Here is a 22,253-nt window from a genome sequence, read left to right as displayed (position 1 = left end):
TCCGGTCAGGATGTCGGCAGCAGCGCGCCCTTGAACAGCACGGGGCCGGTCGGTCCGCGCTCGGAGGGCACTCCGCCCTTGGGCTCCAGGCTGATGGCCAGCGCCGGCACTTCGCGAACCGCCTGTTCCTCGGCGGTGAGGCGCACCTCGCCACCCTCGCCCAGCACGCCGAGCGAACGGGGCCCGCCGCTCGCCGGCAAGGCCCACAGCTGCAGCGAGCGTTCCGCGCCTTCGCGGAAGTCGCCCACCCGCCGCAAGGTGAGCGTGCTGCTGCGCAGGTCGAAGGTGACCAGCACCGCCGGCTTGGCGCTGTCATCCTGCAGCACCGCCACATAGCGGATCTGGGGGGTGGCGCCGAGCTGGGACACCAGCTGCGTGTTCTGCTGGACCGCCGCCGCGCTCTCGGCCTGGGCCAGGGCCAGCGCGCCCTCCCGCTCCTGCAGGCGCGATCCGAGCTGCAGGTTGATGGCAACGGCCGCCAGCGTGGCCAGCGCGCCGGCCAGTGCGACTCCCGGCCACGCCCAGCGCGATAGCCATCCGCCGCCCTTCGCGTCGGGCGCGCCGGCGGCCGCGATGGCCCGCTCGCGCCGCAGCTCGATCTGGATGCGCTTCCAGACCTCGGCGCTCGGTCCCTCCTGCGGCTGCAATTCGGTCATGGCTGCAATTCGCTCCTGCCAGATCAGGGCCAGCGCGCGCAGGCGCGGATCGTGCCGGGCGAGTGCCTCGAAGCGCCGCCGCGCACCGCCGCGCAAGGTTCCCAGGGCATGGGCGGCCGCCAGCCGATCGGCCAGTTCGGGATGTCGCAGCAGTTCCAAGCGGCGGCTCCTCAGGCGTAGTGCGCCATGCAGCCGCGCAGCTGGTCGATGCCGCGGCGGATCCAGCTCTTGACGGTGCCGATGGGCAGCTTGAGCTGCCGCGCCAGCTCGCTATGGCTCAGGTCGCGCAGGTACGCGAGGCTGAGCACCTCGCGCTGCCGCGCTTCGAGCTTGCGCAGGCACTCGTGCAGCGCCCAGGCCTGCTCGCTCGACTCGGTGAGGTCCAGCGGCGTGGCGTTGCCGTCGCCGGCGGCGTCGTGCACGGACTCGTCGAACTCCACGGTCCGGTCGGCGCGCTGGGCGGCACGCCGCCGCAGCAAGTCCAGCGCGCGGCTGCGCACCACCACGCCCATCCATGCCAGCGGCGGGCTGAGCGCGTCGCGGTAGGTATCGGCGACGCGCCAGATGGACAGGAAGGCGTCCTGCAGCACGTCTTCGGCGGAATCGCGATCGCCCGTGACCCGCAAGGCAAGGCCGTACATGCGCGCGGACGTGCGCTCGTACAGCTCGCGGAAGGCGGCCTCGCGCGCCTGCTGCGCGTTGACGTCGCCCTCGGCGATCACGCGGAGCAGCGCGATCAGGCGCCCTTCGGAGTCACGGCCGTCCATGCTCGTCGTTCGGTGGTGCCGCCATTAGACACGTTCCACGCCGCGCCGTGCGGCTCCGGTCACGCGCCGAAACTCAGGGCCGACGTGGGCAGCGGCCGCCCCAGGGTGTTCAACAGCACGGTGTAGTGCATGGTCTCGTCGGCCGCGAGCCGGCCCGCGACCTGTCCCAGCTCGCGCTGCCCGAAGGCGGGGATCACGCTGAGGTAGGTGTTGGCGGCAACGAGTTCCAGCCGGACCGCCAACGCCAGCACGTCGCCCTGGTTGCGCAGCTGGCTCGCATTGAGCGCCTGCGCATAGTCCTGCAGCTTCATCTCTTCCACCGGCCGGCCGCCCAGCTTCTGGATGGTGGCGGCGAGCGCGTCGCGGTGGGCCTTGTGATGGCCCTGGAACTGCACCGCCACCTCCATCACGGGCTTTTGCAGCAGGCCGCTGGCGGCCCCGAGCTGGTAGGCGTTGATCGCCTCGTGCTCCAGCGTCAGGGCAGCGTTGAGGATGGAGATGTCCTTGGCGGGGTCGGCGCTCATGCCTTGCGCGAGCGAGTCGCGCCCGGCCAGCAGCACGACGGCGGCGGCCGACAGCATGCCGCTGGTGCCGATGAAGGAACGACGGGAAGCGAGGGTGGCTTGCATGTGGATCTCCTGGATGGGTCAGCGTCGTGGCTACGACGTCATCCAATACGCAGCGTCCCCGGGGACGGATCCGGATTCCCAAGCGGCTCCCGGTGGCTTGAATCCGCGAGCGGACGACCAGCGTACGCGATGGTTGGCCGATGCCGCTGCGCAGCGGCGCTCTTTTTGAACCGATCCCGCGCTGGCCGCAACCCATGGCCTGGAAGGCACCCTCAACGCCTCAACACCCTGGAGATCGTCATGAAGCTCGCCCGAAAAGTTTCCATCGTCATGGCCCTCGGCCTCGCCTTCGGTAGCGCGTTGGCTGCGGAACCCAGCAGCGCAGAGGTCCAGCAACAGGTCAGCCAGATGCTGAAGAAACTGCACGAAAGCCAGCAACAGACGGTCAGGAACCTGGCGGCCGCGGCGCCCACGCCTCCGACGGTGCCGCCGCGCCCGATTCCCCCGACATTCCCCTCGTGCACGACCAAGGCCTGCCTTCGCCGGTAGTGGCCGCCAGGCGGCTGTGCGAAGTCGCCGACGGCGCCTTGAACCGACGAAGCAAGGCCTGCCGCTCTCTACCGGGGCGATGACCTCCATTGCCGCCATGAACGCAAGCTGGCAGACTCATGCCGGCAATGAACGCCGCGATCCGCAGCACCTGCCTCGGCATCCTGTCCATTGCCTTTGCGGTGCCTGCCGCGGCGCAGTCGGTACGCAGCACCATCGCCAATGCGCGCCTGGGTCCCGGCTATGCCCAACTGCTGAACCTGGCGGCCACGCCGGACATCAGTGAGGCGCACTACGAGCTCACGGGTGGCGACACGCGGCCGACGATCGACGTCCTGCGTGTACCCTTCGAGTCGCGCTGGCGCGCGCTGTCGGGAGACTCCGACCTCTACTGGAGGATCGCCGCGGGCTATCTGGAGGTGAAAGACGATTTCCCGGTGGATGCTCCGCCAGGCGATGCGGGGGGCATCTCCAGCAAGTGGTCGGCCTATAGCTTGAGCGGCGGCCTGGTGGCCAAGATCCGGCTCGCAGGCGGATTCACGCTGGAGCCCGCGCTCGACCTCAGCGCCGCCGAGCTCGACAATCGCACCCGCTACTCGGGTGCGGCCACCAGTCTGCAGCCCTTGCTGGACCGCATCCTCTTCAATTGGCGCACCAACGCATCGCTGGTGACGCCGAACCTCGGGCTCGAATGGAAACTGGCGACGCCGGCGCGGACCGTCAAGGTCCGCGGTCACCTGGCCTGGTCATGGATTTCGAGCTTCGACGAGTCGGACCCGGTATTGAAGTTCCACGAAACCGCGGGCGTCTACTCGATCCGGGCGGAGCACGTGGCGCCCACCGGCATGCAGCTCGCCGAACGCGCGCTTCACTGGGTCGTTTTCGGCGGGTACGCCGGCTTCTTTGGGGACAACCGCAAAGCGCTGGGTTTCAACTCGATCGCGCAGGCAGGGGCCGGGGTCGAGGCCCCGCTCTCCATCACCCGCCTGGACTCCACGCGCGTGCGGCTGGGCGCCAGCTACCTCTTTGGATCCGACGTGAAGGGATGGACGGTCAGCCTCGGCTTCGAGTATTGACCTTCGCCGGACGCGGCGCCTTGCCCGGCGCCGCCCCATCCAGGCTCTACCGACCGCCGGAGAGCGTCCCGTCGAGCACGGCGAACTCGCCGGCCAGCGCCCTGGCCGGCAACATGCCGGCGGCTTCCTTCGCGGTGTCGGCCAGCCTGGGGGGCGGTTCCTGGGACAACCACACGGAAGGCAGCGCCAGTGCGGCCACGACCGACAAGGCCATCGCAGCGACGAAGACCACGGCCTGCGCCATCCTGATCCGCCGATCCGCATCCGCGCGACGATTGCCACCTTGCGGCTTAGGTGCTGAAATCCGATTCGCTGTCATGGTTCAGTCCTTTAAGTGAAGTGAAGTGAAAGGAACTGCCAAGCTAGGTCGAATGCGGCTGAACCACACGAAAGGATGACGATTGAGTGCCGAAATTGCGCCGAAAGACGATGCGGCGGGTGTCATCAGCTTTCCGGGCTTCGAGCTTGACCTGGATCGAGGCGAACTGCGGGTCGACGGCAGGGCCACCGCCCTGCGGCCCAAAACCTTCCAGGTGCTGCTCTGCCTGGCCCGGCAACCCGGCCGCCTCGTAGCCAAGCAGGCCCTGTTCGACGCCGTTTGGCCGGACGTGGTGGTCACCGACGATTCCCTGGTGCAGTGCATCGGCGAGTTGCGCAGCGTCCTGGGTGATGACGCGCAGACAAGGATCCGCACGGTTCCCCGGCGCGGCTACATGCTGGATGCGCTTCCCTTGCCCCTGCCTGCGCCAGTGGGCCCCGCGGGCGCGGCGTTGTCCGGAGCCGGCATCCCTCCCCAGTCCAGCAGGCGTCTCGCCGGCTGGGTTGCCGCCGCGGTGGTGCTGTCCTTGTGCGCCGTGCTGGCCGGCGCCTGGTGGTGGAACGAGGCCCCCCGCCCTGCCGCGCAGGCGGCGCGCGCGGGAAAGATTTCAATCGCGGTCCTCCCCTTTGGGAACCTCAGCGGTGATCCCACCCAGGACTTCTTCGCCGACGGCATCACCGCCGATGTGATTGCCGAGCTCTCGCGGCTGGCCGACACCCTGGTGATCGCCCAGGACTCCGTGCGCGCCTACGCGGGCGCGCAAGCGAGCCCGCAACAGGCCGGGCGCGAACTGGGGGCGCTGTACGTCGTGACCGGCGGGGTGCAGCGCACAGGCGACGCCGTGCGCATCCAGGCTCGCCTGACCTCGGCGGAAAGCGGGGCGGTACTGTGGGCCGAGTCGGCCGACTACGGCGACGGCAAGCCCTGGAACTGGCGAGCCGAGATGGGCCCGCGCATGGGCCGCGCCCTGTTGACCGGCATCGCCGACGCCGTGGCGCTCCGGGCGGCCAGCCCGGATGAGCCCCATGAAGCCATCGAGCACACCATGCGGGGCTATTCGCTGATGCGTGGCGCGGGCTCGTTGGCGGATCTCGAGGCCGCGATCGCCGAGTTCGACAAGGCGCTGCGGGCGGGACAGGGGTCGGCCTCGGCTTGGGCCGGCCGCAGCATCGCCTTGTCCGGCGCCATCCTGTCGCGCCTGGTCGCCGCACCCGAGGACAAGCTGAGAGCAGCCGAGGAGGCGGCGGCGAAGGCCCTGGCCGCCGACCTCACCAACCCCAACGCCCATTTCGCCCATGGCCAGGTGTTGCGCCTGCGCGGGCGGCTGCGCGAGGCGCTGCAAGCTTTCGAGCAATGCACGGCGCTGGATCCCAGCTTTGTCTATGCCCACGCCCGCATGGCTTACGTCAAGGTCGAACTCGGTCGCCCGGCCGAGGCCATGGATCACGTCCAGTGGGCCCTGCGTCTGAGCCCCAAGGACGTGAAGCAATGGCAACCCCTGTTCGCCGGCGGCATGGCGCTCTTTCACCTGGGACGGGATGAGGACGCCTACGCCATGATGGAAAAGACTGCCGCCAGGAATCCGCGCGTGGGGTTCCCCTATATGTGGATGGCGGCCATCGACGGCTTGCACGGCCGGGACGGCAAGGCCCGCGAGAACCTGGCCCGCTACATGGAACGCATCCCCCTGCACACCATCCATGAACTCAAGGCCACCGAGCTTTCGATCGAGCCGGTGTTCCTGGCCCAGCGGGAGCGCTTCTACGAAGGACTGCGCAAGGCAGGACTTGCGGAATGACAGGAAGACGGCTGAACGCCGGTTAGTGCCCTGCCCCGCAAATACATGCACATGAAATCGCGTCTTTCGGGCCATGGCTGCGTTGCAAATCCTCGCGATACCTACGGGTATCGCTGCGGTTTGCGCTTTGCCCTGACCCGAAATCCATCGACTTCACTTTGTGCACGTACTTACGGGACAGGACACTAGCGGATCTTCAGCGACTTGAGTGTGGGGTCGTCGTCGGGGTAGCGCAGCCCGAGACCATTGAGCGTCTCTTGGAGGACCAGCGCGATCATCAGGTTGCGGTGCGTCTTGGAATCCGCCGGAACGATGGTCCAGGGTGCCCAGGGCGTCCCTGTCGCCGCGATCGCGTGTTCGTAAGCGACCTGGTACAGGTCCCACTGCTTGCGCACCTTCAGGTCGTCTCTCTGGAATTTGTAGCGCTTCGTCGGGTCGTCCAGCCGCGCCTGCAATCGCTTGCGCTGCTCGTCCTTCGAAATGTGCAGCATGAACTTGAGGACGATCGTGCCCGTCTGCGAAAGCAAGCGCTCGAACTCGTTGATCTGCGCGTAGCGCTGCTGCGTTTGGTCCTGCGACAGCTGGCCGTTCACCACCGGGACCAGCACGTCCTCGTAGTGGCTGCGGTTGAAGACGACGACTTCGCCCGACCCCGGAACCTCCTTGTGGATGCGCCAGAGGTAGTCATGCGCGCGCTCCGTTTCGGTGGGCGCCTTCCACGCGGCCGTGCGCACGCCCAGCGGACTCATGCGGCCGAACACGGTGCGCAGCGTGCCATCCTTGCCGCTGGTGTCCATCCCTTGCAGCACCACGAGCAGCTTGTAGCGGCGGTCGGCGTAGAACAGATTCTGCAGCCCGTCCAGTTCGACGGCCAGCTGGTCGACGCGCGCACGGTCCTCCTGCTTGCCGCCGGTCGAGCAGGGTTTCCCGGCCGGGTCGAACGTGGCGAGCGGCACCGGCACGCCGGGCGTCGCGATGCGGTATCGGGCCCACGCGCTGGGAGCGACTGCAGCCATCTTCTTGCGGTTCATGCGGCAGTATGGCGCCTGCCAGCTCTACCCTGTGTCCGATATCAGTAGCGCATCGGGGTGTGCGCTTTCCCCCTGCCCCGCGGAACACGAGCGCTTACAAAACAATCGGCCGCGGTCGAACCCGGGCGCTGCCAAACGTGGACTCACCGGCTCCGATGCAGATTCAAACCCAACTTTCCAGGAATCCACGATGAGCAAGACACTGTCCGCCTGCCTGCTGTCACTCGCGACTGCCGCCTCCCTGAACGCCAGCGCCGCCGAACCCCTGGCCCGCTTCGAAGACGCCATCGGCGTCCAGCCGCTGCGCGCCGGCGGCCAACCCAATGCGGTGCTGGGCGTTCCACCCGCGGGCCTGCCGTGGGTGATCTCGCGCCTGACTGCGGCCGTGAGCGCCGACGGGCGAATCAATGTCGACGGCCGCGGCCTCCTGCTGGCGGGCGGTGACAACATCGGGACGCCGGCGGGACAAAGCGTGCGCGCGAGGGTGGCCTGCGCGGGCGTGTTCCACGACTCGGAACTGGTGCCGCTCGATGCGCTCGGTGATTTCAGAATCGAGGGCTTCGTCAATCCCATCCCGCCCAATCCCTGCGCAAATCCCGTGCTGCTGATCGTCAACGGCAACGGCGCCTGGTTCGCCGCCGGGATTCGGAAGCGATAGGTTCAATCCCCACGCCAGCAGCTGCACTGCCGCGGACTGAACGGCAGAGCGGGGACTGCGCTGTCCAGCGCGGTATTCCAGTTCGGGAACTGCGTGTGGCCGTCGGGACAGCTTCGACGCCATGACCTGGCGGGTAATTGCCCCGCGGCGGTGCGCTTCGCAACATGGACACCTCCCAACGCCAAGGAGCAAGCCATGAACGATTCCGCTCTCGAACGCACGATCGACCGCCACCTGGCCGCCTTGTGCGACCCCGACCCGGGCCGACGCAGCGATGCCGTCCGCGCGGTATGGAACGCCGACGGCCGCCTGGTGGATCCGCCACAGGAGGGTCGTGGCCACCAAGGGATCGCCGACCAGGCCGCCATCGTGCTGACGCACTTCCCGGCGCACCGCCTCGAACGCACGACGACGATCGACTCACACCACGGATTCCTGCGCTACGGCTGGCGCCTGCTGGCGCCGGACGGCATGCCCGCCGCGGAGGGCGTGGACTTCGCGCAGCTGGACGTGGACGGCCGCTTGCTTCAAATCGTTGGCTTCTTCGGCACGCAGCCTGCCGCCTGAAACATGACCACGAAGCCATCGCAAAAGCGATGGCTCCGCAGTCGTCCTGTGCCCGAGATTGGCGCGGCGAGCCCTCATCCATTGCGATACTCAGCGCACTCTTGTTCAAGGCTCAGCAGACGAATGACGGGGATGCAGCAACGTCCCGGTCAGCTCATCCGAAACGAAAGCACACCACAAGCTGTTGGCTTGAAACGTCAAACGAGTATTCTCGGCGGCGGGAAAACGCGCGACCCGACCTCTCGCAGCCGTGCCCTTGTCGACCCGCCTGCGCGCCGCCGAGCCCTCCACGTTCCTTGAGCACCGCGCTCCTCTTCAGACGCGGTGGAACGCGACATCGAACAAGGAGACGAAATATGGATCGCATCGAGAGACGAGCGCGCGCCTGGAGACAGTCGCATGCATGGGGAGCAGCCGTTGCATCCGCCGCCTTCGCATGGGGCGCACACGCCCAGGAAGTTGCGGGACAGGCCGCTGCCGCCGCCAGCGGCATGGCGGTGCCCACGAGCGTGTCGGTGCCACAGGCGCGGCTGGACGCGGCCGCCCGCGATGACAAGAACTTCCTGCTCACCAACGGCAACTACGCGCAGACGCGCTACTACCCGGCCAAGCAGATCAACACGACCAATGTCGCCCGCCTGAAGCCCGCGTTCATCTTCCAGACCGAGGTGGTCGAGTCGATGGAAACGGCGCCCGTCGTGGTGGACGGGGTGATGTACATCACCACCTCCTACAACCACATCTACGCGCTCGATGCGGCCACGGGCAAGGAGTTCTGGCACTACAAGCACAAGCAGGGTCCGGTGACCACCTTCTGCTGCGGGCCCAACAACCGCGGCGTGGCGGTCTTGAACGACCGCGTCTTCATGGCCACGCTCGATGCGAAGATGGTGGCCTTGGACGCCAAGACAGGCAAGGTGCTGTGGTCGACGCAGATCGCGGACCCCGAAAAAGGCTATTCGGAAACCATGGCGCCCGTGGCGGTCGACGGCAAGGTGCTGATCGGCACCAACGGCGGCGAATACGGTGTCCGCGGCTTCGTGAAAGCCTACGACGCGAACGACGGCAAGCTGCTGTGGACCTTCTACTCGATCCCCGAGAAAGGGCACGAGGGCGTCTGGGCGGTCAACGACGCCACCGGCCGCAACATGCTTCGCGACATCGCCGCGGAGAAGAAGACCCTTGCCGACAAGGGCGGCGACTTCTACCAAACGCTGGGCGGCGGCGTGTGGATGGCGCCGGCGGTGGACCGCGAGAGCAAGACCGTCATCTTCGTGGTCGGCAACCCCAGCCCGGACCTGTACGGCGCCGAGCGCCCCGGGGACAACCTGTACACCAACTCGATGGTCGCCGTCGACCTCGAGACGGGCGCGTACAAGTGGCACTACCAGTACATCGCGCACGACGTGTGGGACCTCGACGCGGCCTCGCCGGTGATCCTCACCGAGGCCGCCGGCAAGGACGGCAAGATGCGCAAGGTGGCCATCCACGGCGGCAAGACGGGGCACGTCTACGTGCACGATCGCGCCACCGGCGAGCTGATCCGCTTCAGCGAGGCCATGATCCCGCAGGAGAACATGTGGGTGCTGCCGACCAAGGAAGGCCAGCGCATGCTGCCGGGCGCCAACGGCGGCGTGGAATGGAGCCCAATGGCCATCAACCCGCAGTTGCGCCTGGCCTATGCCGCGAACCTGCACCAGCCCATGACTTACCACGTCGAGGAGGCCAAGTACCCGGGCGGCAGCAAGCTGTGGCTGGGCGGCGCGTTCAAGGTGATCCCGGGCGAGAAGCAATCGGGCCGGCTGGTCGCCGTCAACATCGACACCGGCAAGATCGCCTGGAAGTTCGACACCGATCAACCGCTGATCGGCGGCGTGCTGGCCACGGCGGGCGGGCTCGTCTTCAACGGCGAGGGCAACGGCCTGTTCCGCGCGTTCGACGCGAAGACCGGCAAGAAGCTGTGGGAATACCAGTGCGGCGCCGGCGTCAACGCGCCGGCCGTGTCGTACTCGGTGGGCGGCAAGCAGTATGTGGCCGTGGCCGCAGGCGGCAACACGCAGATCGACTTCAAGCGCGGCAACTCGGTGGTCGTGTTCGCGCTGCCATGACCAGGGCGGGCCGGTGGCAGGTGGTGGCGGCACTGACCGCGGCGCTGACCGCCGCATCGACGCTCGCGCAGCCCGCCACGCCGCCGGCCAAGGCGCAGGCCTGCGCGGCCTGCCACGGGATCGACGGCAACTCCACGACGCCGCTGTATCCCGTGCTGGCGGGGCAGACCACGCGCTACCTGTACCTGCAGCTGCGTGACTTCCAGGAAGGCCGGCGAAGCAACGAGCTCATGAGCCCGATGGTGGCCGGCCTGACGCGCGACGAGATGCGCGAGCTCGCCGACTGGTTCGCCCAACAGAAGCCCAGATCCACCGGGTTCAAGCCCGACCCCGAGAAGGCGCGGCTGGGCAAGCTCAAGGCGGACGAGACGCTGTGCACCATGTGCCACCTGGGCGGCTTCGCCGGGCAGAACGAGATCCCGCGCGTGGCCGGCCAGCACCGCGACTACATCGTCAAGCAGCTCACCGACTTCAAGCAGGGCAAGCGCACGAACGACGCGGGCAACATGACCAGCGTGGCGCGGACCCTGAACGAGAAGGACATCGAGAACCTCGCAAACTACCTGGGCGGGCTGTAGGCATGATCACTGACAACGGCGCTCGCTACGGCCGCACGGACGTTTTCCTGCACTGGTTCATCGGCATCGCGCTGCTGGCGGAGATCGCCTTCGGCTTCCTGCTCGACGACATCGCGCCGCGCGGCACGCCGGCGCGCGCGGGCGTGATCAACCTGCACAAGTCGATCGGCCTCGTGCTGGGGGTGCTGATCGCCGTGCGCCTGCTGTGGCGCATGAGGCACCCGGCGCCGCCCTGGCCGAGCTCCGTGCCGGCATGGCAGCAACGCGCGGCGCACTGGATGCACTGGGCCCTGGGTGCCTGCATGGTGATCATGCCGCTGGGGGGCTACCTCGGCTCCAACTTCAGCAAGTGGGGCGTGCGCTTCTTCGGCATCGCGCTTCCGCCCTGGGGGCCCGACCTGCCGGCGGTGTATGCCTTCTTCATCGCGCTGCACGACGTCACGGCCTATGTGTTCACGGCACTGATCGTGCTGCACGTCGCCGCAGCGGCCAAGCACGCGCTGGTCGACCGCGACGCCGTGTTCTCGCGCATGCTGCCGCGCGGGCAAGCGGGCGCGCCCCACCGCTGGCGCCCGGGCGATCCGGCGCGGAAGGAGCATGCATGAAACCTAGGAGCCGCTTCGCCCGCTGGGCAGTCTGGTGCGCGCTGGCGCTGCCCGCGATGGTGGCGGCCGCGCCCTTTGCCTATGTGCCCAACGAAGGCTCGGGCACGGTGAGCGTGATCGATACCGCCACCGACAAGGTCGTGGCCGAGATTCCCGCGGGCACCAAGCCGCGCGGCACAGCGATCAGTCCCGACGGCCGTACTGCGTACGTGAGCGATCAACCGAACAACCGCCTGGTACTGCTCGACCTCGCGCAGCGCCGAAGCGCCGGCGAGATCCCTCTCGGCGAATCGCCCGAGGGCGTGGGCATCTCGCCCGACGGGCGCTGGGTGGTGGCGGCCGTCGAGGAGAGCAATGACGTCGCCTTCATCGACACGCGGGACTCGAAGGTGTCGTTCGTTGTCACGGTGCGCGGCAAGAACCCCGAGCATGCGGTGTTCTCGCCCGACGGCCGGCGCGTGTTCGTGAGCGCGGAAGAAGGCGGCGCGGTTGACATCATCGACGTGGCCCAGCGCAAGCAGGTCGCTCAGGTGGCCGTGGGCGCGCGCCCGCGCGGGATCGGCTTCACGCCGGACGGCAAGCGTGCCTACGTAGCAGCCGAGAACGCCGACGAGGTGTCGGTCATCGATACCGATAACCTGCGGGTGGTCGCGCGGATCGCGGCGGGCAAGCGCAGCAACGGCATTTCCGTGCACCCCGACGGCAAGCGCGTGTTCGTCTCCAACGGTGGGGACGCGACGGTGTCGGTCATCGACACTGCGAGCAACCGCGTGACCGCGACGATCCCGGTCGGCCAGCGGCCCTGGAACATGGCGCTCACGCCCGACGGCGCGAAGCTCTACGTGGCCTGCGGCCGCTCGGGCAGCGTCTCGGTGATCGACGTGGACAAGGCGGCCCGCGTGGCCGACATCACCGTCGGCAAGCTGCCGTGGGGGGTTGTGATCCACTGATCCCGCCGCGCGCCTCAGGGCGCCGCCGCATCCAGCAGCACGGCCACGTCGGCATGACCGGTCTGGCGGGCGATTTCGGCCGCGGTCAGTCCGCGATCGTCGCGCAGGTCGCGCCGGGCGCCGCGCGCGAGCAGCAGGCGCACGGCCTCGGCTTGGCCCTGGCCCGCCGCCCACATGAGCGGCGTGAGCCCGTGCTCGGCTGGCGCGTTGACGTCGGTGCCGGCATCGAGCAGCGCCGCCAGCGCGTCCGCATGCCCGAGGGCCGCGGCGTAGACGACGGCCGATTTCTTCATCTGGTCGACCGGCGCGGTGCGCGCGCCCGCCGCGAGCAGGCGTCGCACGACGGCCGCGTGGCCGCCATAGCTGGCCCCCATCAGCGCCGTCACGCCCTCGAGCGACACCGCGTTGACGTCGGCCCCGGCCTTGAGCATCAGCTCGACGATCTGCGCCTGGCCCTTTTCGGCCGCGAGCATCAACGCGGTCTTGCCAATGCGGTTGCGCGAGTTGGGCGCCGCGCCCTGCGACAGCAGGTGCTCCACGGCGGCCGCATCCGACTGGCGGGCGGCCACGAGCAATTGCGCGTTCATGTTGGGGTGGCTGGGCGCCTGCGCCACCGCCCAGGGCGACGCCAGGGCCAGGCACAGCAGTGCGGCCGGCCGCCAAGGCGACCGAGGCAGGGCGGATCGAAGACAGGTCCTCATGGCGCTCCTTCGGCGACATCGCGCATGCACCGCCAGTCTGGCAGGCATGGCCTGATCTTGCAACGTGGACCTTCGGGCAGAGCGGCGCCTAGCGCCGCGACGCAGGCACCGGGCGGGGAGCGACCGCCTCGCTCGAGGCCGCGGCTTGCCGTCGCATCGACAGCCAGCCTTCCGCGGTGTAGACCACCAGCGCCAGCCAGATCAACACGAATCCCACCAGCCGCGGACCGGCGAAGGGCTCGTGGAACAGCCACACGCCGAGCGTGAACTGGATGGTCGGCCCGATGTACTGCAGCACGCCGAGCGTCGTCAACGGGATGCGCCGCGCGCCGGCGGCAAACAGCAGCAGCGGCAGCGCGGTCAGCGGCCCGCCCAGCACCAGCAGGCCGAACAACGCCGGGTCGCCGCCGCTCAGGGCACTGCCGGCATGCAAGGTCTGCCAGGCAAGCAGGCCGGCGGCCAGCGGTGCGAGCAGCAGCGTCTCGAGCGCCAGGCCTTCGAGCGCACCGAGCGGCGCGGTCTTGCGAATCAGACCGTAGATCCCGAAGCTCGCCGCAAGCACCAGCCCGACCCACGGCAATGAGCCGGCGAAGAACGTCAGCCACAGCACGCCAGCGGCCGCGATGGCGAGCGCGTACCACTGCGCGCGGCGCGGCCGCTCGTGCAGCACGAAGTAGCCGAGCAGCACGTTGACCAGCGGCGTGATGAAGTAGCCCAGGCTCGAATCGACGACACGGCCGTTGTTGACTGCCCATACATAAATCAGCCAGTTGGCCGACAGCAGCAGCGCGCTCAGTGCAAACGTGGCCAGCGTCCTGGGGCGGCGCGCGATGTCGCGCAGCCAGGCCCAGCGCCCCAGCACCGCCAGCAGCACGAGCACGAAGGCCAGCGACCACAGCGAGCGATGGAGCACGATCTCCAGCGGTGCCACGTCCGAAACAAGCTGGAAGTACAGCGGGAACAGGCCCCACATCGCATACGCGAGGGCCGCTTGGAGCACACCGGAAGACATGGCGGTGATTCTCGCCGTTGCGCGTTGCGCACGCTGGCGTGGAGACATGCGGCGTGGATGCGGCATCATTCGCGCCAACATGCTCTACGTGATCTCTCCTGCCAAGTCGCTCGACTACGAAACCGCGGTCGATCCCGCCATCCTGGAGCGCGCCACCACGCCGCAATTCAGCGCCCGCTCATCCGAGCTGATTGGCGTGCTGAAACAGAAGTCGCCGGCCGAAATCGCGGAACTGATGGACCTGTCGGACAAGCTGGCCCAACTCAACGTCGATCGCTACGCCAGCTGGTCGCGGCGCGCGACAACGCGCAACAGCAAGCCCGCGGTGCTGGCCTTCGATGGCGATGTTTACGACGGCTTGCAGGCCAGGAACCTCAAGCCGGCCGAGCTCGACTGGGCGCAGCAGCACCTGGCCATCCTGTCGGGCCTGTATGGCGTGCTGCGCCCGCTGGACCGGCTGCAGCCGTACCGGCTGGAGATGGGCACAGCACTCGCCAACGACCGCGGCCCCAACCTCTACGCCTACTGGGGCACGACCGTCGCCGAACACCTGAACAGGATGCAGGCCAAGGGCAAGGATCCGGTGCTGGTGAACCTGGCCTCGCAGGAGTATTTCAAGGTGGTGGATCGCAAGGCGCTGAAGGCGCGCGTCATCGACTGCGTGTTCGAGGACTGGAAGGGCGGCCGCTACAAAGTCATCAGCTTCTTCGCCAAGCGTGCGCGCGGCCTGATGGCGCGCTACGCGATCCAGCGCCGCATCGTGTCGCCGGACAGGCTCGAAGGCTTCGACCTCGACGGCTATGCCTACGATGCCCAGGCCTCGCAGCCCGAGCGGCTGGTGTTTCGTCGGCGCGCGGTGCCGGCGTAAGCCACCACGCATGAGCCAGGGCCACTGCTGGCTTCTGCAGTTCGGACGCTGGCGAAGAACCCCTGACAGAGATCAAACATTCGGTCGAAGCTGGCGTTCCATGACCCCACTGGATCACTGGGTTGATTAGGCTGCGTGACGCTGGGTGTGGATTGGAATCCCACCCGCACAGGGCGTCGCGTTCCACCTCTCAGGAGATGCACCATGGCCTCCACCGAACTCGAAAGCATTGCCGCCACCCTGGGCAAGTTTGCCTTCCCAAGGAAATTCGCCGTCGAGCTTTGCGCCGAATGCAACCTGGCCTGTTCGATGTGCCACCACCCCTCGATGAAGCGGCCCAAGGGCACGATGCCCTTCGCGCTGTGGCAGAAGTGTGCCGACGAGATCGCAGCCATCTCACCCAGGACCGAATGCTGGTTCTCGTTCTGCGGCGAGCCCTTGTTGGAGCCGGAGCTGCTGCTGAAATGCCTCGACTACGGCCGGTCGGTGGGCTTGAAGTCGATGAACATCAATACCAACGGCATGTTGCTTGCCCCCGGCCTCGACGAGGCGATCCTCCATTCAGGCGCGCACCTCATCGTCTTCGGCGTCGATGGTTTCTCCAAGGCGTCCTTCGAGAAGTACCGCGTGAAGGCCGACCGCGATGTCGTTTATGGCAACGTCGAACGCCTGCTGGCGCGGCGCGACGAGACCGGCTCGAAGCTGGCCATCCAGGTGCAGTTCATCACCATGGATGACAACGCCCACGAGGTCGGTGAATACAAAGCCTACTGGTTGGCGCGCAACGCTGTAGTGAAGGTGCGCCGCCAGCTCAGCTGGGGCGGCCAGTTCGAAACCGGCTTGGGCATCTCGAACGACGAGCGCATTCCCTGCCCGTGGGCCGTGACCATGATGCATGTGTTCTGGGACGGCCGGGTGCCGCGCTGCCCCGGCGACACCGAGTGCGAAGAAGGCGCCGGCAACGCCTGGCACGACAGCCTCTCGAACCTGTGGGCGCAACTCGGCAGGTATCGCGATCTGCACCTGGAGCGAAAGTTCGCCGAACTCCCGGCGCGTTGCCTCAAATGCACCGACTGGATGACCGGCGCCGCCGAACGTGTGCGGCCGCAAGCCGAAGCGGTACCGGTCGAGCCCACCTGGCAACGCCTGAACCTGGGTGCTGCCAGGTGAGGACGCTCTTCCTGTGCGGTGTGGGCAACGGCGAGGGCATGCGCCTGGCCTTGCAGGTCAACCGCGCCACCGAGCGCTGGCGTCGCATCGTGCTGCTCGACGACGACGCCGGCAAGCATGGCAGCACCCGCATGGACTTGTCGGTGGCAGGCTCGTTCGAGCTGCTGCGCGAGGCCGATCCGGCGCTCGACGAAGTGGCGAACCTCGTCACCCGCACCACCTCCGGCCGCGCCCGCGCACGCGAGCGCATCGCGGGTTTCCGCATTCCCTTCGCTTCGTTGGTGCACCCAGGCGTTGACTTGATCGGCGCCCAACTTGCCGGTGAAGTCAGCGTCTACGAGCACGCGATCATTGGCGCTGCCGCCTCGGTGGGGCGGTCGAGCGTGGTGCTGGTGGGCGCCGTGGTTGGCCATGGTTCCCAGGTGGGCCAGGGCTGCGTGGTGGCGCCCAATGCGGTCATCAACGCACGCGTGGTGCTGGAAGACGGCGTGTATGTGGGCTCGAACGCCAGCATCCTGCCCGACTTGCGCATTGGCGCCGGGGCCACCATTGGCGCCAACACGCTGGTGCACTGCGATGTGCCGGCCGGCGCCACCGCGCTGGGCGTGCCGGCCACGCTGATACGAGCCTCTGGGGCTGACACGCTTGCCGCTGCTGTCGAGGCACGCGAAACCAGCGCCCCGACGGCAAAAGCGGACTCGTCCGTGGACACCGCGACGCTCGAATCCGACATCGTTGCAGCCATGCGCGAGGTGCTGTCACTCGCTGATGTGCCCCGCAGCGGCAATTTCTTCGACCTGGGCGGCACCTCGCTCAAAGCCATCCAGTTGAGCCGGCGGCTCGGTGAACGCTGCGGGATTGCGGCCGACGCACTGGACGTTTTCCGCTTTCCCACGGTCGCCGCGCTTGCCGCCCACTACGGCGGCGCGTCGGACGGCGCGGCCTTGAGCCTGGCGCGGCAGCGCGCGGCGATGCGGCGCCGGTGACAATCGCCCAAGTCGCTGCCGCGAAAGGCGCGCTTGATGGTGGATGCGACAGAATGCCACGGATGGCGCGTCAACTCACCCTGATGGTCTCCGCCTTGGCACTGGCGGCCGCTTCGGTCCAGGCGCAATCTGCGCGCAATGAGCGGACCCTGTCGCTGGAGCTGGTCAACCCGCTCGCTGGCGTCAGGATCGCGGCCGACGCAGCGGGCTTCGGACCGCCGTTTGCGATCGTCGCGCAGGTCGCCCCTGCGCCGATGGAGGCTGCCGCGTACGCCGGCCTGCATGCCGCGGCATGGCGAGGTGACGCCGCTGCCGTGCGGCGCCTGGCTGCAGCGGACCCCCGGGGGCTGGATGCCCGGGACGGGCACGGGCGCACCCCTCTGCACGTCGCGACCTTCGCGCGGCAGCGCGAAGTCATCCGCGCACTCGCCGAGGCGGGCGCCAACCTGAACCTGCTGGAGGGCGACCGCTACGACGCCGTGACGATCGCGGCCGTGGCGAATGACGAGGAGACACTTCGGCTGCTACTGTCGCTGGGTGCCAGTGCGAAGCAGATCACGAGCCGCTACGACGGCACGGCCCTCATTGCCGCGGCGCACCTCGGCCACGCGGGCGTCGTGCGCCAGCTGATCGCGGCTGGCGCCCCGCTGGACCACGTCAACAACCTGCACTGGACGGCCTTGATCGAATCCATCGTGCTGGGGGATGGCGGCCCGCGCCACCGCGACACGCTGAAGGCGCTGATCGAGGCGGGTGCCAACCGGAATCTGGCGGACCGGAACGGACAGACGCCGCTGCAGCTCGCCCGGGCGCGGGGGTACCAGGAGATGGTGCGCCTGCTGGAAGCCGCGGGAGCAAAGTAAAGATCAGCCGACACTGGCGCCGGGCGCCTTCACGGTGCTTGCCAAGCGCCTTGGCTTGACCACGCAACGACTGTCGGGGCCTACCGAGGCTAGGACCTGGCTAGCAGTCGCATCCTGCTGGTTGACCCCGCCGAACCATATTCATGGTGAATAGTAGTCATCACAAAACAAAAGTAGCCAAATATCAGTGGTAACCCTAACATTTGCTCAAGAACACAGGCAATCTCACCAGGAAAGGAACAGAACCATGACCGCACTCGTCGCCAACGGCTTCTCGCGCTTCATCGAGCAAGTCTTCGCGTCATTCGAAGCCTTCTTCCGTGCTGCGTTCGCTCCGGCAACCCGCAGCGAGATCAATGAGATGCTGCCCGAGCACCTCAGCGCCCGGGCCAGGCGCCTGATGCGCGCCGACTACTGAACTTCGCGCTTGGACCTCAGGCGCTCAGGCGCTCAGGCCCGCGAGCTGGCGCAATGCCTGCTCGAACACCTCGGGCGGCTGGCCGCCCTGGATCAGGTGGCGGTCGTTGACGATGACCGAAGGCACGGAGTGGATGCCGAGCTGCTGCCAGTGGCGCTCCTCGGCGCGCACCTCGTCTGCGTAGCGCCCGGACTCGAGCACGTCGCGCGCGCGATCGGCATCCAGGCCAGCTTCGCTCGCTGCCTTCACCAGCACGTCTTGCGCACCGGGGTTCTCGCCTCGGCCGTGGTAAGCGCGCAGCAGCGCGTGTTTCAGATCGCGCTGCCGGCCTTCGAGCCCCGCCCAATGCAGCAGCCGGTGCGCATCGAAGGTATTCCACACACGGGTGCGATCGCCGAACTCGAAGCCCACCTCGGCGCCGCGCTGACGGATCACCGCGCGATTGCGCGCCAACTGCTCCGGCATCAAACCGTACTTGCGTGAGAGATGCTCGGCGGCATCTTCCCCTTCCGGCCCCATCTGCGGGTTGAGCTCGAAGGGTCGGAAATACAACTCGACGTCGACGGCCTCGCCGAGGTTCCCCAGCGCGCGCTCCAGCGAATTCAAGCCCACCGCGCACCAGGGGCACGCGACATCGGAGACAAAATCGATCTTCATTGGAGCAGTCTAGCCAGCAGCGCGAACGCCTGCTCCTGTAGGCCCTTTCGGGTCACTGCCCAGCGCGGCGCAGTTCCGTGTGACGAGGCGTGCCGGGTGCCTCAATGCACGCGAGTTCGAATCGCGTCCACCCTGTCTACAGCAGTGAGCTCAGCCATAATGAGCGCCGCTACGGGAAGGGATGCAGTTTGATCTTACAGATATACCGTGCAGCGCGTGAACAGCCAGTTGGTTCCTTCCTGGACTTCGTACTCGGCATTTTGCGATCGGCCGTTTCGTTCGACTCCTGCCGATGGGCGACAGTGGAGTTCGGCGGCAGGACGGCGGTGACGCAGTTCGTGCACCTCCAGAACGAGCCGGAGAAGCTCGTAGGGGATTGGGAGGCGGTGAGCAACCAGGATCCATTCAAGGCCCTGTTGGTTGCCAATCCGGGCCGCGCATTCATGATTCATTCGCCGACGTTCCTGGCGGATCCGGCGTTGGCTCCCGTGCGGGAGTACACACGGCGCTATCACCACGTCAATGGCCTCGGCGCCATGACGCAGGCTGGCTCGCCCAGTCATTGGAACACCATATCCTTGTTCAGGGCGAAGCCGGAGAACCAGTTCTCCGAACACGAGCGCAGACGCTTCCAGCTATTGATGCCTCACCTGATCGAAGCGCTCGAACACAATCGGCTGAACGGGCTGCGAAATGCCGGCATCAGCACCGGCACGGAAGTCACTCCGGCCAGCGCGATTGCCTGCGGCGATGGCCAACTCGCCTATGCGAGCGACGATTTCATCAGCTTGCTGCAGCATGAATGGCCAGGCTGGAAGGGTCACAGCCTGCCGGATGCCTTGTACGCTCACTTCGCCCGACGGGGCCCCGAAACCTTCCAGGGCCGCGCCATCAGTGTCAGCGCGAAGCAGATTGACTCATCGATGTTTCTGTCTGCCAGCCGGCTGAATCCCTTGCGCCTTCTGAGCCCGCGGGAAGCACTGGCCGCAAGGGCCTTTGGCCAAGGCCTGACGTCCAAAGAGACGGCAAAACAATTGCAGATCTCGCCAGCGACCGTGCGTGTGCTTCTTCAGCGCGTGTACAGCAAATTGCAGATTTCGGACAAGGCGCAGCTCGCGACCTTATTGGCCCGGCACGGCGTGCCAGAGATCCAAGGTGTCCGATCGACAGCGCCGCACGTGCGCCTGGGCTGAGTTTTCCGTTGGGCCCATCTGCCCGTAAACCTATCGACGTAACTCGTCTGGACTACACGCGAAATTGACGGTCGCCGCTACCATCAAAGTGCGCTTTTTAGGTGCTCGTCTGAGACGCGAGAGCTGATCGAACCAAAGAACTTCGTTCACACGCGGGATTCCCGGTCGCTAGGCATCCTCACGGGGCATGAAATCCACCTGAGGAAAAGCAAGAAAGCATTTCAGAGTCGAGCGACTAGCTGCTGCAATGGACGATGCGCGCCAAGAGCCTTGTAAGGCCCGCGCATTGGGAGGAGGTCAGGCAGGGAGAAGTCGATGAAGTGGATTGCCAAGATTTTCCGGTTGGGGACACGCCAATCGACGCCGCAGTTCGACCACTCGCAGCTCGCAGTTCCTCTTCCGGTTGGCAACCAAACCGGCACATCCTCACGCACCAACGTCCGCCGAGAACTCTTGAAGGTCGTCTTGCGCGACACCCTCATTCGGCACGGTATTCCTTCGAAATGGGTCGTTGCAGAGGTGCTCACCAGCACTTCACGCACGGGTGCAACGGGCACACACCTTCGGCTCGTCGTCAAGCACTGGGAGCCGCGTCTTCTTCACTACGCCATTCCACTGCAGCGAAGTCTGCTGAAGCGCGCCAGAATTTTTGACCCGCTGTCGACGAACTGGTTGACAGGGATCTCTTGGCGATTCGAATTGACGGATGAGTCCGGCTGTCCGGACATGCCGCATCCTGGTAGTTGGACAGCCTCACCCACCGAACCCGTGCCTGCCGTAACTCCCGCGCCTGTTCGATCGCAAGGACTCGAAGTCATCGAAGGCCCGGTGCGAATCACAGACCCCTCCGCGAGACGAGATTGGGAGGCGGAGGTACGCGCCGACCTCGAACAGTTGCGGGCCATACGCAGCGCGGACGCTCACCAGCATTCAACAACGCCTCGCGATCCCTTTCAGCGCACCGAGCCCATGAAGTTGCGGTAGCGCCTGTTGTTTCTTCGGTAGTGACAAGGGTGGAGCCTCAGGCAACCGGACGCCGCAGTACTTTGAGCCAATCACAACTCGGGGCCCCGGGCCACCACGAACAGCCGGTCTTCGGTCTCGGCATGTTTGGCTTCAGTCCTCTTGATCGAAAGATGCTCGAGGCTTGCCTGGTACCACGTGACGCAAAGCCAGACTGGAACATCTGCTCTTTCACCGAGGCCGACGCCTGGTGGATCAATGGTGCCAATGTGCGCGCACTGCCGGATGGCAACCTGCGTGTGGCCCCAGGCGTTCCAACCGAAAAAGCACTGCGCCTGGACCTTGCCGAAGTCGATCGCCCGATTGCATTCGCGACGCCGCTGGCACCCGACTTCGAGCCGCACTGGCGGTTCAATCCGCTGTCACCGGCCAGCATAGAAGGAGCACTGCTGCAGTTTGAGACCTGGCTGGGGCAGCGTCGTGCTCAGTTTGTGCTGGGCGCGGTGATCGCCGGGAACATCGACCGGATGCGCGGCGGTGTCTATCACGTCAATCTCCAAGGGCGCCTGCTCGCAGTGATCGACCTCAATCAGGGCAAGGCGGCGTTCTTCCCGAAGGTGCATCCTGAGACGCTGTGGGAAGCAGACTGGAATCGGCGCCCGGCCGCCGCGCATGCCCTGCCGGAGAATTTCGTGCAAACCACCCCGGCGGAGCTGGCGTGGACTTACGCGCAGCACACCGGACGGAACGTCATCCCGGCGAAGTACCGGCAGCTCACCATCTACTACCGCAGAGTGCCACGGGTGCCTTTGCGATTGCTGCGCGATTCGCAGCTCCTGATCCTGTGCGAACTGTCGGCGCACCCTGCAGACCTGGACGAATTGGAGCGCAGGACAGCGTTGCCGAGATTGCGTCTCGAGCGAGACCTGGCATGCTTGTACTACGCCGGCGCAGTCACCACCCAGCGGCGCAATGCGGCGGCTCCCGGACAGGGCTTCAGAGGTGCAACTGAGACCAGCAAATTTTCTGCGTTCGATGCGGAAACCCTCTGGGATGCCACGAAGCCGCCCCCGCAGGAGGCCATTCCCACCGCACCGGTGATGCTCGAACCCAGCACTCGGAAAAGGTAGCGAGCCGTCCGGTCGGCGGAGTGCAGATTGACCGCACCAAACGCGCCCGCGAACATCGCCC

25 protein-coding genes are annotated in these 22,253 nt (G+C 66.9%); 17 read left to right on the top strand and 8 right to left on the bottom strand.

Translation table 11 applies throughout. From position 1 onward, the window contains the following. Window positions 1-5 precede the first annotated feature (5 nt). Genes UC35_RS13640 through UC35_RS13630 form a run of 3 tightly spaced genes read right to left on the bottom strand, consistent with a single transcriptional unit; the run spans window position 6 to window position 2,052 of the window. Window positions 6-815 (bottom strand): anti-sigma factor domain-containing protein, encoded by an 810-nt coding sequence (locus UC35_RS13640; RefSeq protein WP_061500584.1) that lies wholly within the window; start codon window positions 813-815, stop codon window positions 6-8. Between the two features lie 11 nt (window positions 816-826). Next, window positions 827-1,423 (bottom strand): RNA polymerase sigma factor, encoded by a 597-nt coding sequence (locus UC35_RS13635; RefSeq protein WP_061500581.1) that lies wholly within the window; start codon window positions 1,421-1,423, stop codon window positions 827-829. Window positions 1,424-1,482: 59 nt separating this feature from the next. Continuing rightward, a complete protein-coding gene (locus tag UC35_RS13630; protein ID WP_061500579.1) occupies window positions 1,483-2,052 on the bottom strand; it encodes a ferritin-like domain-containing protein in 570 nt (189 codons plus the stop codon). Window positions 2,053-2,292: 240 nt separating this feature from the next. Here UC35_RS13630 and UC35_RS13625 point away from each other — a divergent pair, with 240 nt between their 5' ends. Both UC35_RS13625 and UC35_RS13620 read left to right on the top strand, forming a co-directional pair. Then, complete coding sequence (locus UC35_RS13625) at window positions 2,293-2,541, top strand: hypothetical protein (protein WP_061500577.1); 249 nt, start codon at window positions 2,293-2,295, stop codon at window positions 2,539-2,541. 128 nt (window positions 2,542-2,669) lie between these two features. Next, entirely contained in the window at window positions 2,670-3,617 is a 948-nt protein-coding gene (locus UC35_RS13620) for an autotransporter outer membrane beta-barrel domain-containing protein (RefSeq protein WP_061500575.1), read from the top strand. A gap of 46 nt (window positions 3,618-3,663) precedes the next feature. Here UC35_RS13620 and UC35_RS13615 read toward each other — a convergent pair whose 3' ends face one another. After that, complete coding sequence (locus tag UC35_RS13615) at window positions 3,664-3,936, bottom strand: hypothetical protein (RefSeq protein WP_145979455.1); 273 nt, start codon at window positions 3,934-3,936, stop codon at window positions 3,664-3,666. 82 nt (window positions 3,937-4,018) lie between these two features. Here UC35_RS13615 and UC35_RS13610 point away from each other — a divergent pair, with 82 nt between their 5' ends. Then, window positions 4,019-5,734 carry a winged helix-turn-helix domain-containing protein gene (locus UC35_RS13610; RefSeq protein ID WP_061500571.1) on the top strand — a complete coding sequence of 572 codons (1,716 nt, stop codon included), beginning with the start codon at window positions 4,019-4,021 and terminating at the stop codon, window positions 5,732-5,734. Between the two features lie 185 nt (window positions 5,735-5,919). Here UC35_RS13610 and UC35_RS13605 read toward each other — a convergent pair whose 3' ends face one another. Continuing rightward, on the bottom strand, window positions 5,920-6,750 hold the full coding sequence (locus tag UC35_RS13605) for a PPK2 family polyphosphate kinase (RefSeq protein ID WP_061503828.1): 831 nt from the start codon (window positions 6,748-6,750) through the stop codon (window positions 5,920-5,922). A gap of 205 nt (window positions 6,751-6,955) precedes the next feature. Between UC35_RS13605 and UC35_RS13600 the strand changes: the two genes are divergently transcribed. The 6 genes from UC35_RS13600 (at window position 6,956) to UC35_RS13575 (ending at window position 12,231) form a co-directional block, all read left to right on the top strand. Further along, window positions 6,956-7,423, top strand: coding sequence for a hypothetical protein (locus tag UC35_RS13600; protein WP_061500569.1), 468 nt, complete (start codon window positions 6,956-6,958; stop codon window positions 7,421-7,423). Between the two features lie 195 nt (window positions 7,424-7,618). Further along, window positions 7,619-7,990, top strand: a complete 372-nt coding sequence (locus tag UC35_RS13595; RefSeq protein ID WP_061500567.1) for a hypothetical protein — start codon at window positions 7,619-7,621, stop codon at window positions 7,988-7,990. Between the two features lie 356 nt (window positions 7,991-8,346). Then, complete coding sequence (locus UC35_RS13590; protein WP_082793183.1) at window positions 8,347-10,098, top strand: pyrroloquinoline quinone-dependent dehydrogenase; 1,752 nt, start codon at window positions 8,347-8,349, stop codon at window positions 10,096-10,098. A gap of 23 nt (window positions 10,099-10,121) precedes the next feature. Continuing rightward, entirely contained in the window at window positions 10,122-10,676 is a 555-nt protein-coding gene (locus UC35_RS13585; RefSeq protein WP_227820327.1) for a c-type cytochrome, read from the top strand. Window positions 10,677-10,678: 2 nt separating this feature from the next. Then, window positions 10,679-11,281: a cytochrome b gene (locus tag UC35_RS13580; RefSeq protein WP_082793181.1), complete on the top strand. Its 603-nt coding sequence runs from the start codon at window positions 10,679-10,681 to the stop codon at window positions 11,279-11,281. Further along, complete coding sequence (locus UC35_RS13575) at window positions 11,278-12,231, top strand: beta-propeller fold lactonase family protein (RefSeq protein WP_061500563.1); 954 nt, start codon at window positions 11,278-11,280, stop codon at window positions 12,229-12,231. The genes UC35_RS13580 and UC35_RS13575 overlap by 4 nt, the downstream gene beginning before the upstream one ends. A gap of 14 nt (window positions 12,232-12,245) precedes the next feature. On the opposite strand, the gene UC35_RS13570 is transcribed toward UC35_RS13575, so the two are convergent. Both UC35_RS13570 and rarD read right to left on the bottom strand, forming a co-directional pair. Next, window positions 12,246-12,932 carry an ankyrin repeat domain-containing protein gene (locus UC35_RS13570; RefSeq protein ID WP_061500561.1) on the bottom strand — a complete coding sequence of 229 codons (687 nt, stop codon included), beginning with the start codon at window positions 12,930-12,932 and terminating at the stop codon, window positions 12,246-12,248. A gap of 88 nt (window positions 12,933-13,020) precedes the next feature. Next, window positions 13,021-13,944, bottom strand: a complete 924-nt coding sequence (gene rarD, locus UC35_RS13565; RefSeq protein WP_061500559.1) for an EamA family transporter RarD — start codon at window positions 13,942-13,944, stop codon at window positions 13,021-13,023. Between the two features lie 79 nt (window positions 13,945-14,023). Here rarD and yaaA point away from each other — a divergent pair, with 79 nt between their 5' ends. The 5 genes from yaaA (at window position 14,024) to UC35_RS23960 (ending at window position 18,249) form a co-directional block, all read left to right on the top strand. After that, on the top strand, window positions 14,024-14,812 hold the full coding sequence (yaaA, locus tag UC35_RS13560) for a peroxide stress protein YaaA (RefSeq protein ID WP_061500557.1): 789 nt from the start codon (window positions 14,024-14,026) through the stop codon (window positions 14,810-14,812). A 204-nt stretch (window positions 14,813-15,016) separates the two neighbouring features. Next, the gene (locus tag UC35_RS13555; protein WP_061500555.1) at window positions 15,017-15,982 is read left to right on the top strand and encodes a radical SAM/SPASM domain-containing protein; all 966 of its coding nucleotides are present in this window, start codon (window positions 15,017-15,019) and stop codon (window positions 15,980-15,982) included. Then, window positions 15,979-16,968 (top strand): phosphopantetheine-binding protein, encoded by a 990-nt coding sequence (locus tag UC35_RS13550; RefSeq protein ID WP_158513904.1) that lies wholly within the window; start codon window positions 15,979-15,981, stop codon window positions 16,966-16,968. Before UC35_RS13555 ends, UC35_RS13550 begins: the two co-directional genes overlap by 4 nt. Window positions 16,969-17,030: 62 nt before the next feature. Beyond that, window positions 17,031-17,831 (top strand): ankyrin repeat domain-containing protein, encoded by an 801-nt coding sequence (locus UC35_RS13545; protein ID WP_227820326.1) that lies wholly within the window; start codon window positions 17,031-17,033, stop codon window positions 17,829-17,831. A gap of 247 nt (window positions 17,832-18,078) precedes the next feature. Beyond that, window positions 18,079-18,249 (top strand): hypothetical protein, encoded by a 171-nt coding sequence (locus UC35_RS23960; RefSeq protein ID WP_158513903.1) that lies wholly within the window; start codon window positions 18,079-18,081, stop codon window positions 18,247-18,249. A 24-nt stretch (window positions 18,250-18,273) separates the two neighbouring features. Here UC35_RS23960 and UC35_RS13540 read toward each other — a convergent pair whose 3' ends face one another. Further along, window positions 18,274-18,906: a DsbA family oxidoreductase gene (locus UC35_RS13540; RefSeq protein ID WP_061500551.1), complete on the bottom strand. Its 633-nt coding sequence runs from the start codon at window positions 18,904-18,906 to the stop codon at window positions 18,274-18,276. A 104-nt stretch (window positions 18,907-19,010) separates the two neighbouring features. Here UC35_RS13540 and UC35_RS13535 point away from each other — a divergent pair, with 104 nt between their 5' ends. From UC35_RS13535 to UC35_RS13530, 3 genes are all read left to right on the top strand, one after another. Further along, on the top strand, window positions 19,011-20,099 hold the full coding sequence (locus UC35_RS13535; RefSeq protein ID WP_082793178.1) for a helix-turn-helix transcriptional regulator: 1,089 nt from the start codon (window positions 19,011-19,013) through the stop codon (window positions 20,097-20,099). Window positions 20,100-20,414: 315 nt separating this feature from the next. Then, window positions 20,415-21,083: a hypothetical protein gene (locus UC35_RS23610; protein ID WP_145979452.1), complete on the top strand. Its 669-nt coding sequence runs from the start codon at window positions 20,415-20,417 to the stop codon at window positions 21,081-21,083. A 122-nt stretch (window positions 21,084-21,205) separates the two neighbouring features. Further along, window positions 21,206-22,192 (top strand): hypothetical protein, encoded by a 987-nt coding sequence (locus tag UC35_RS13530; protein ID WP_145979451.1) that lies wholly within the window; start codon window positions 21,206-21,208, stop codon window positions 22,190-22,192. Window positions 22,193-22,253: the final 61 nt, after the last annotated feature.

The sequence above is a fragment of the Ramlibacter tataouinensis genome (assembly GCF_001580455.1).
GTDB lineage: Bacteria > Pseudomonadota > Gammaproteobacteria > Burkholderiales > Burkholderiaceae_C > Ramlibacter > Ramlibacter tataouinensis_B.
The sequence above is the reverse complement of the archived record's forward strand: the minus strand, read 5'-3'. Positions and strand labels throughout refer to the sequence as shown.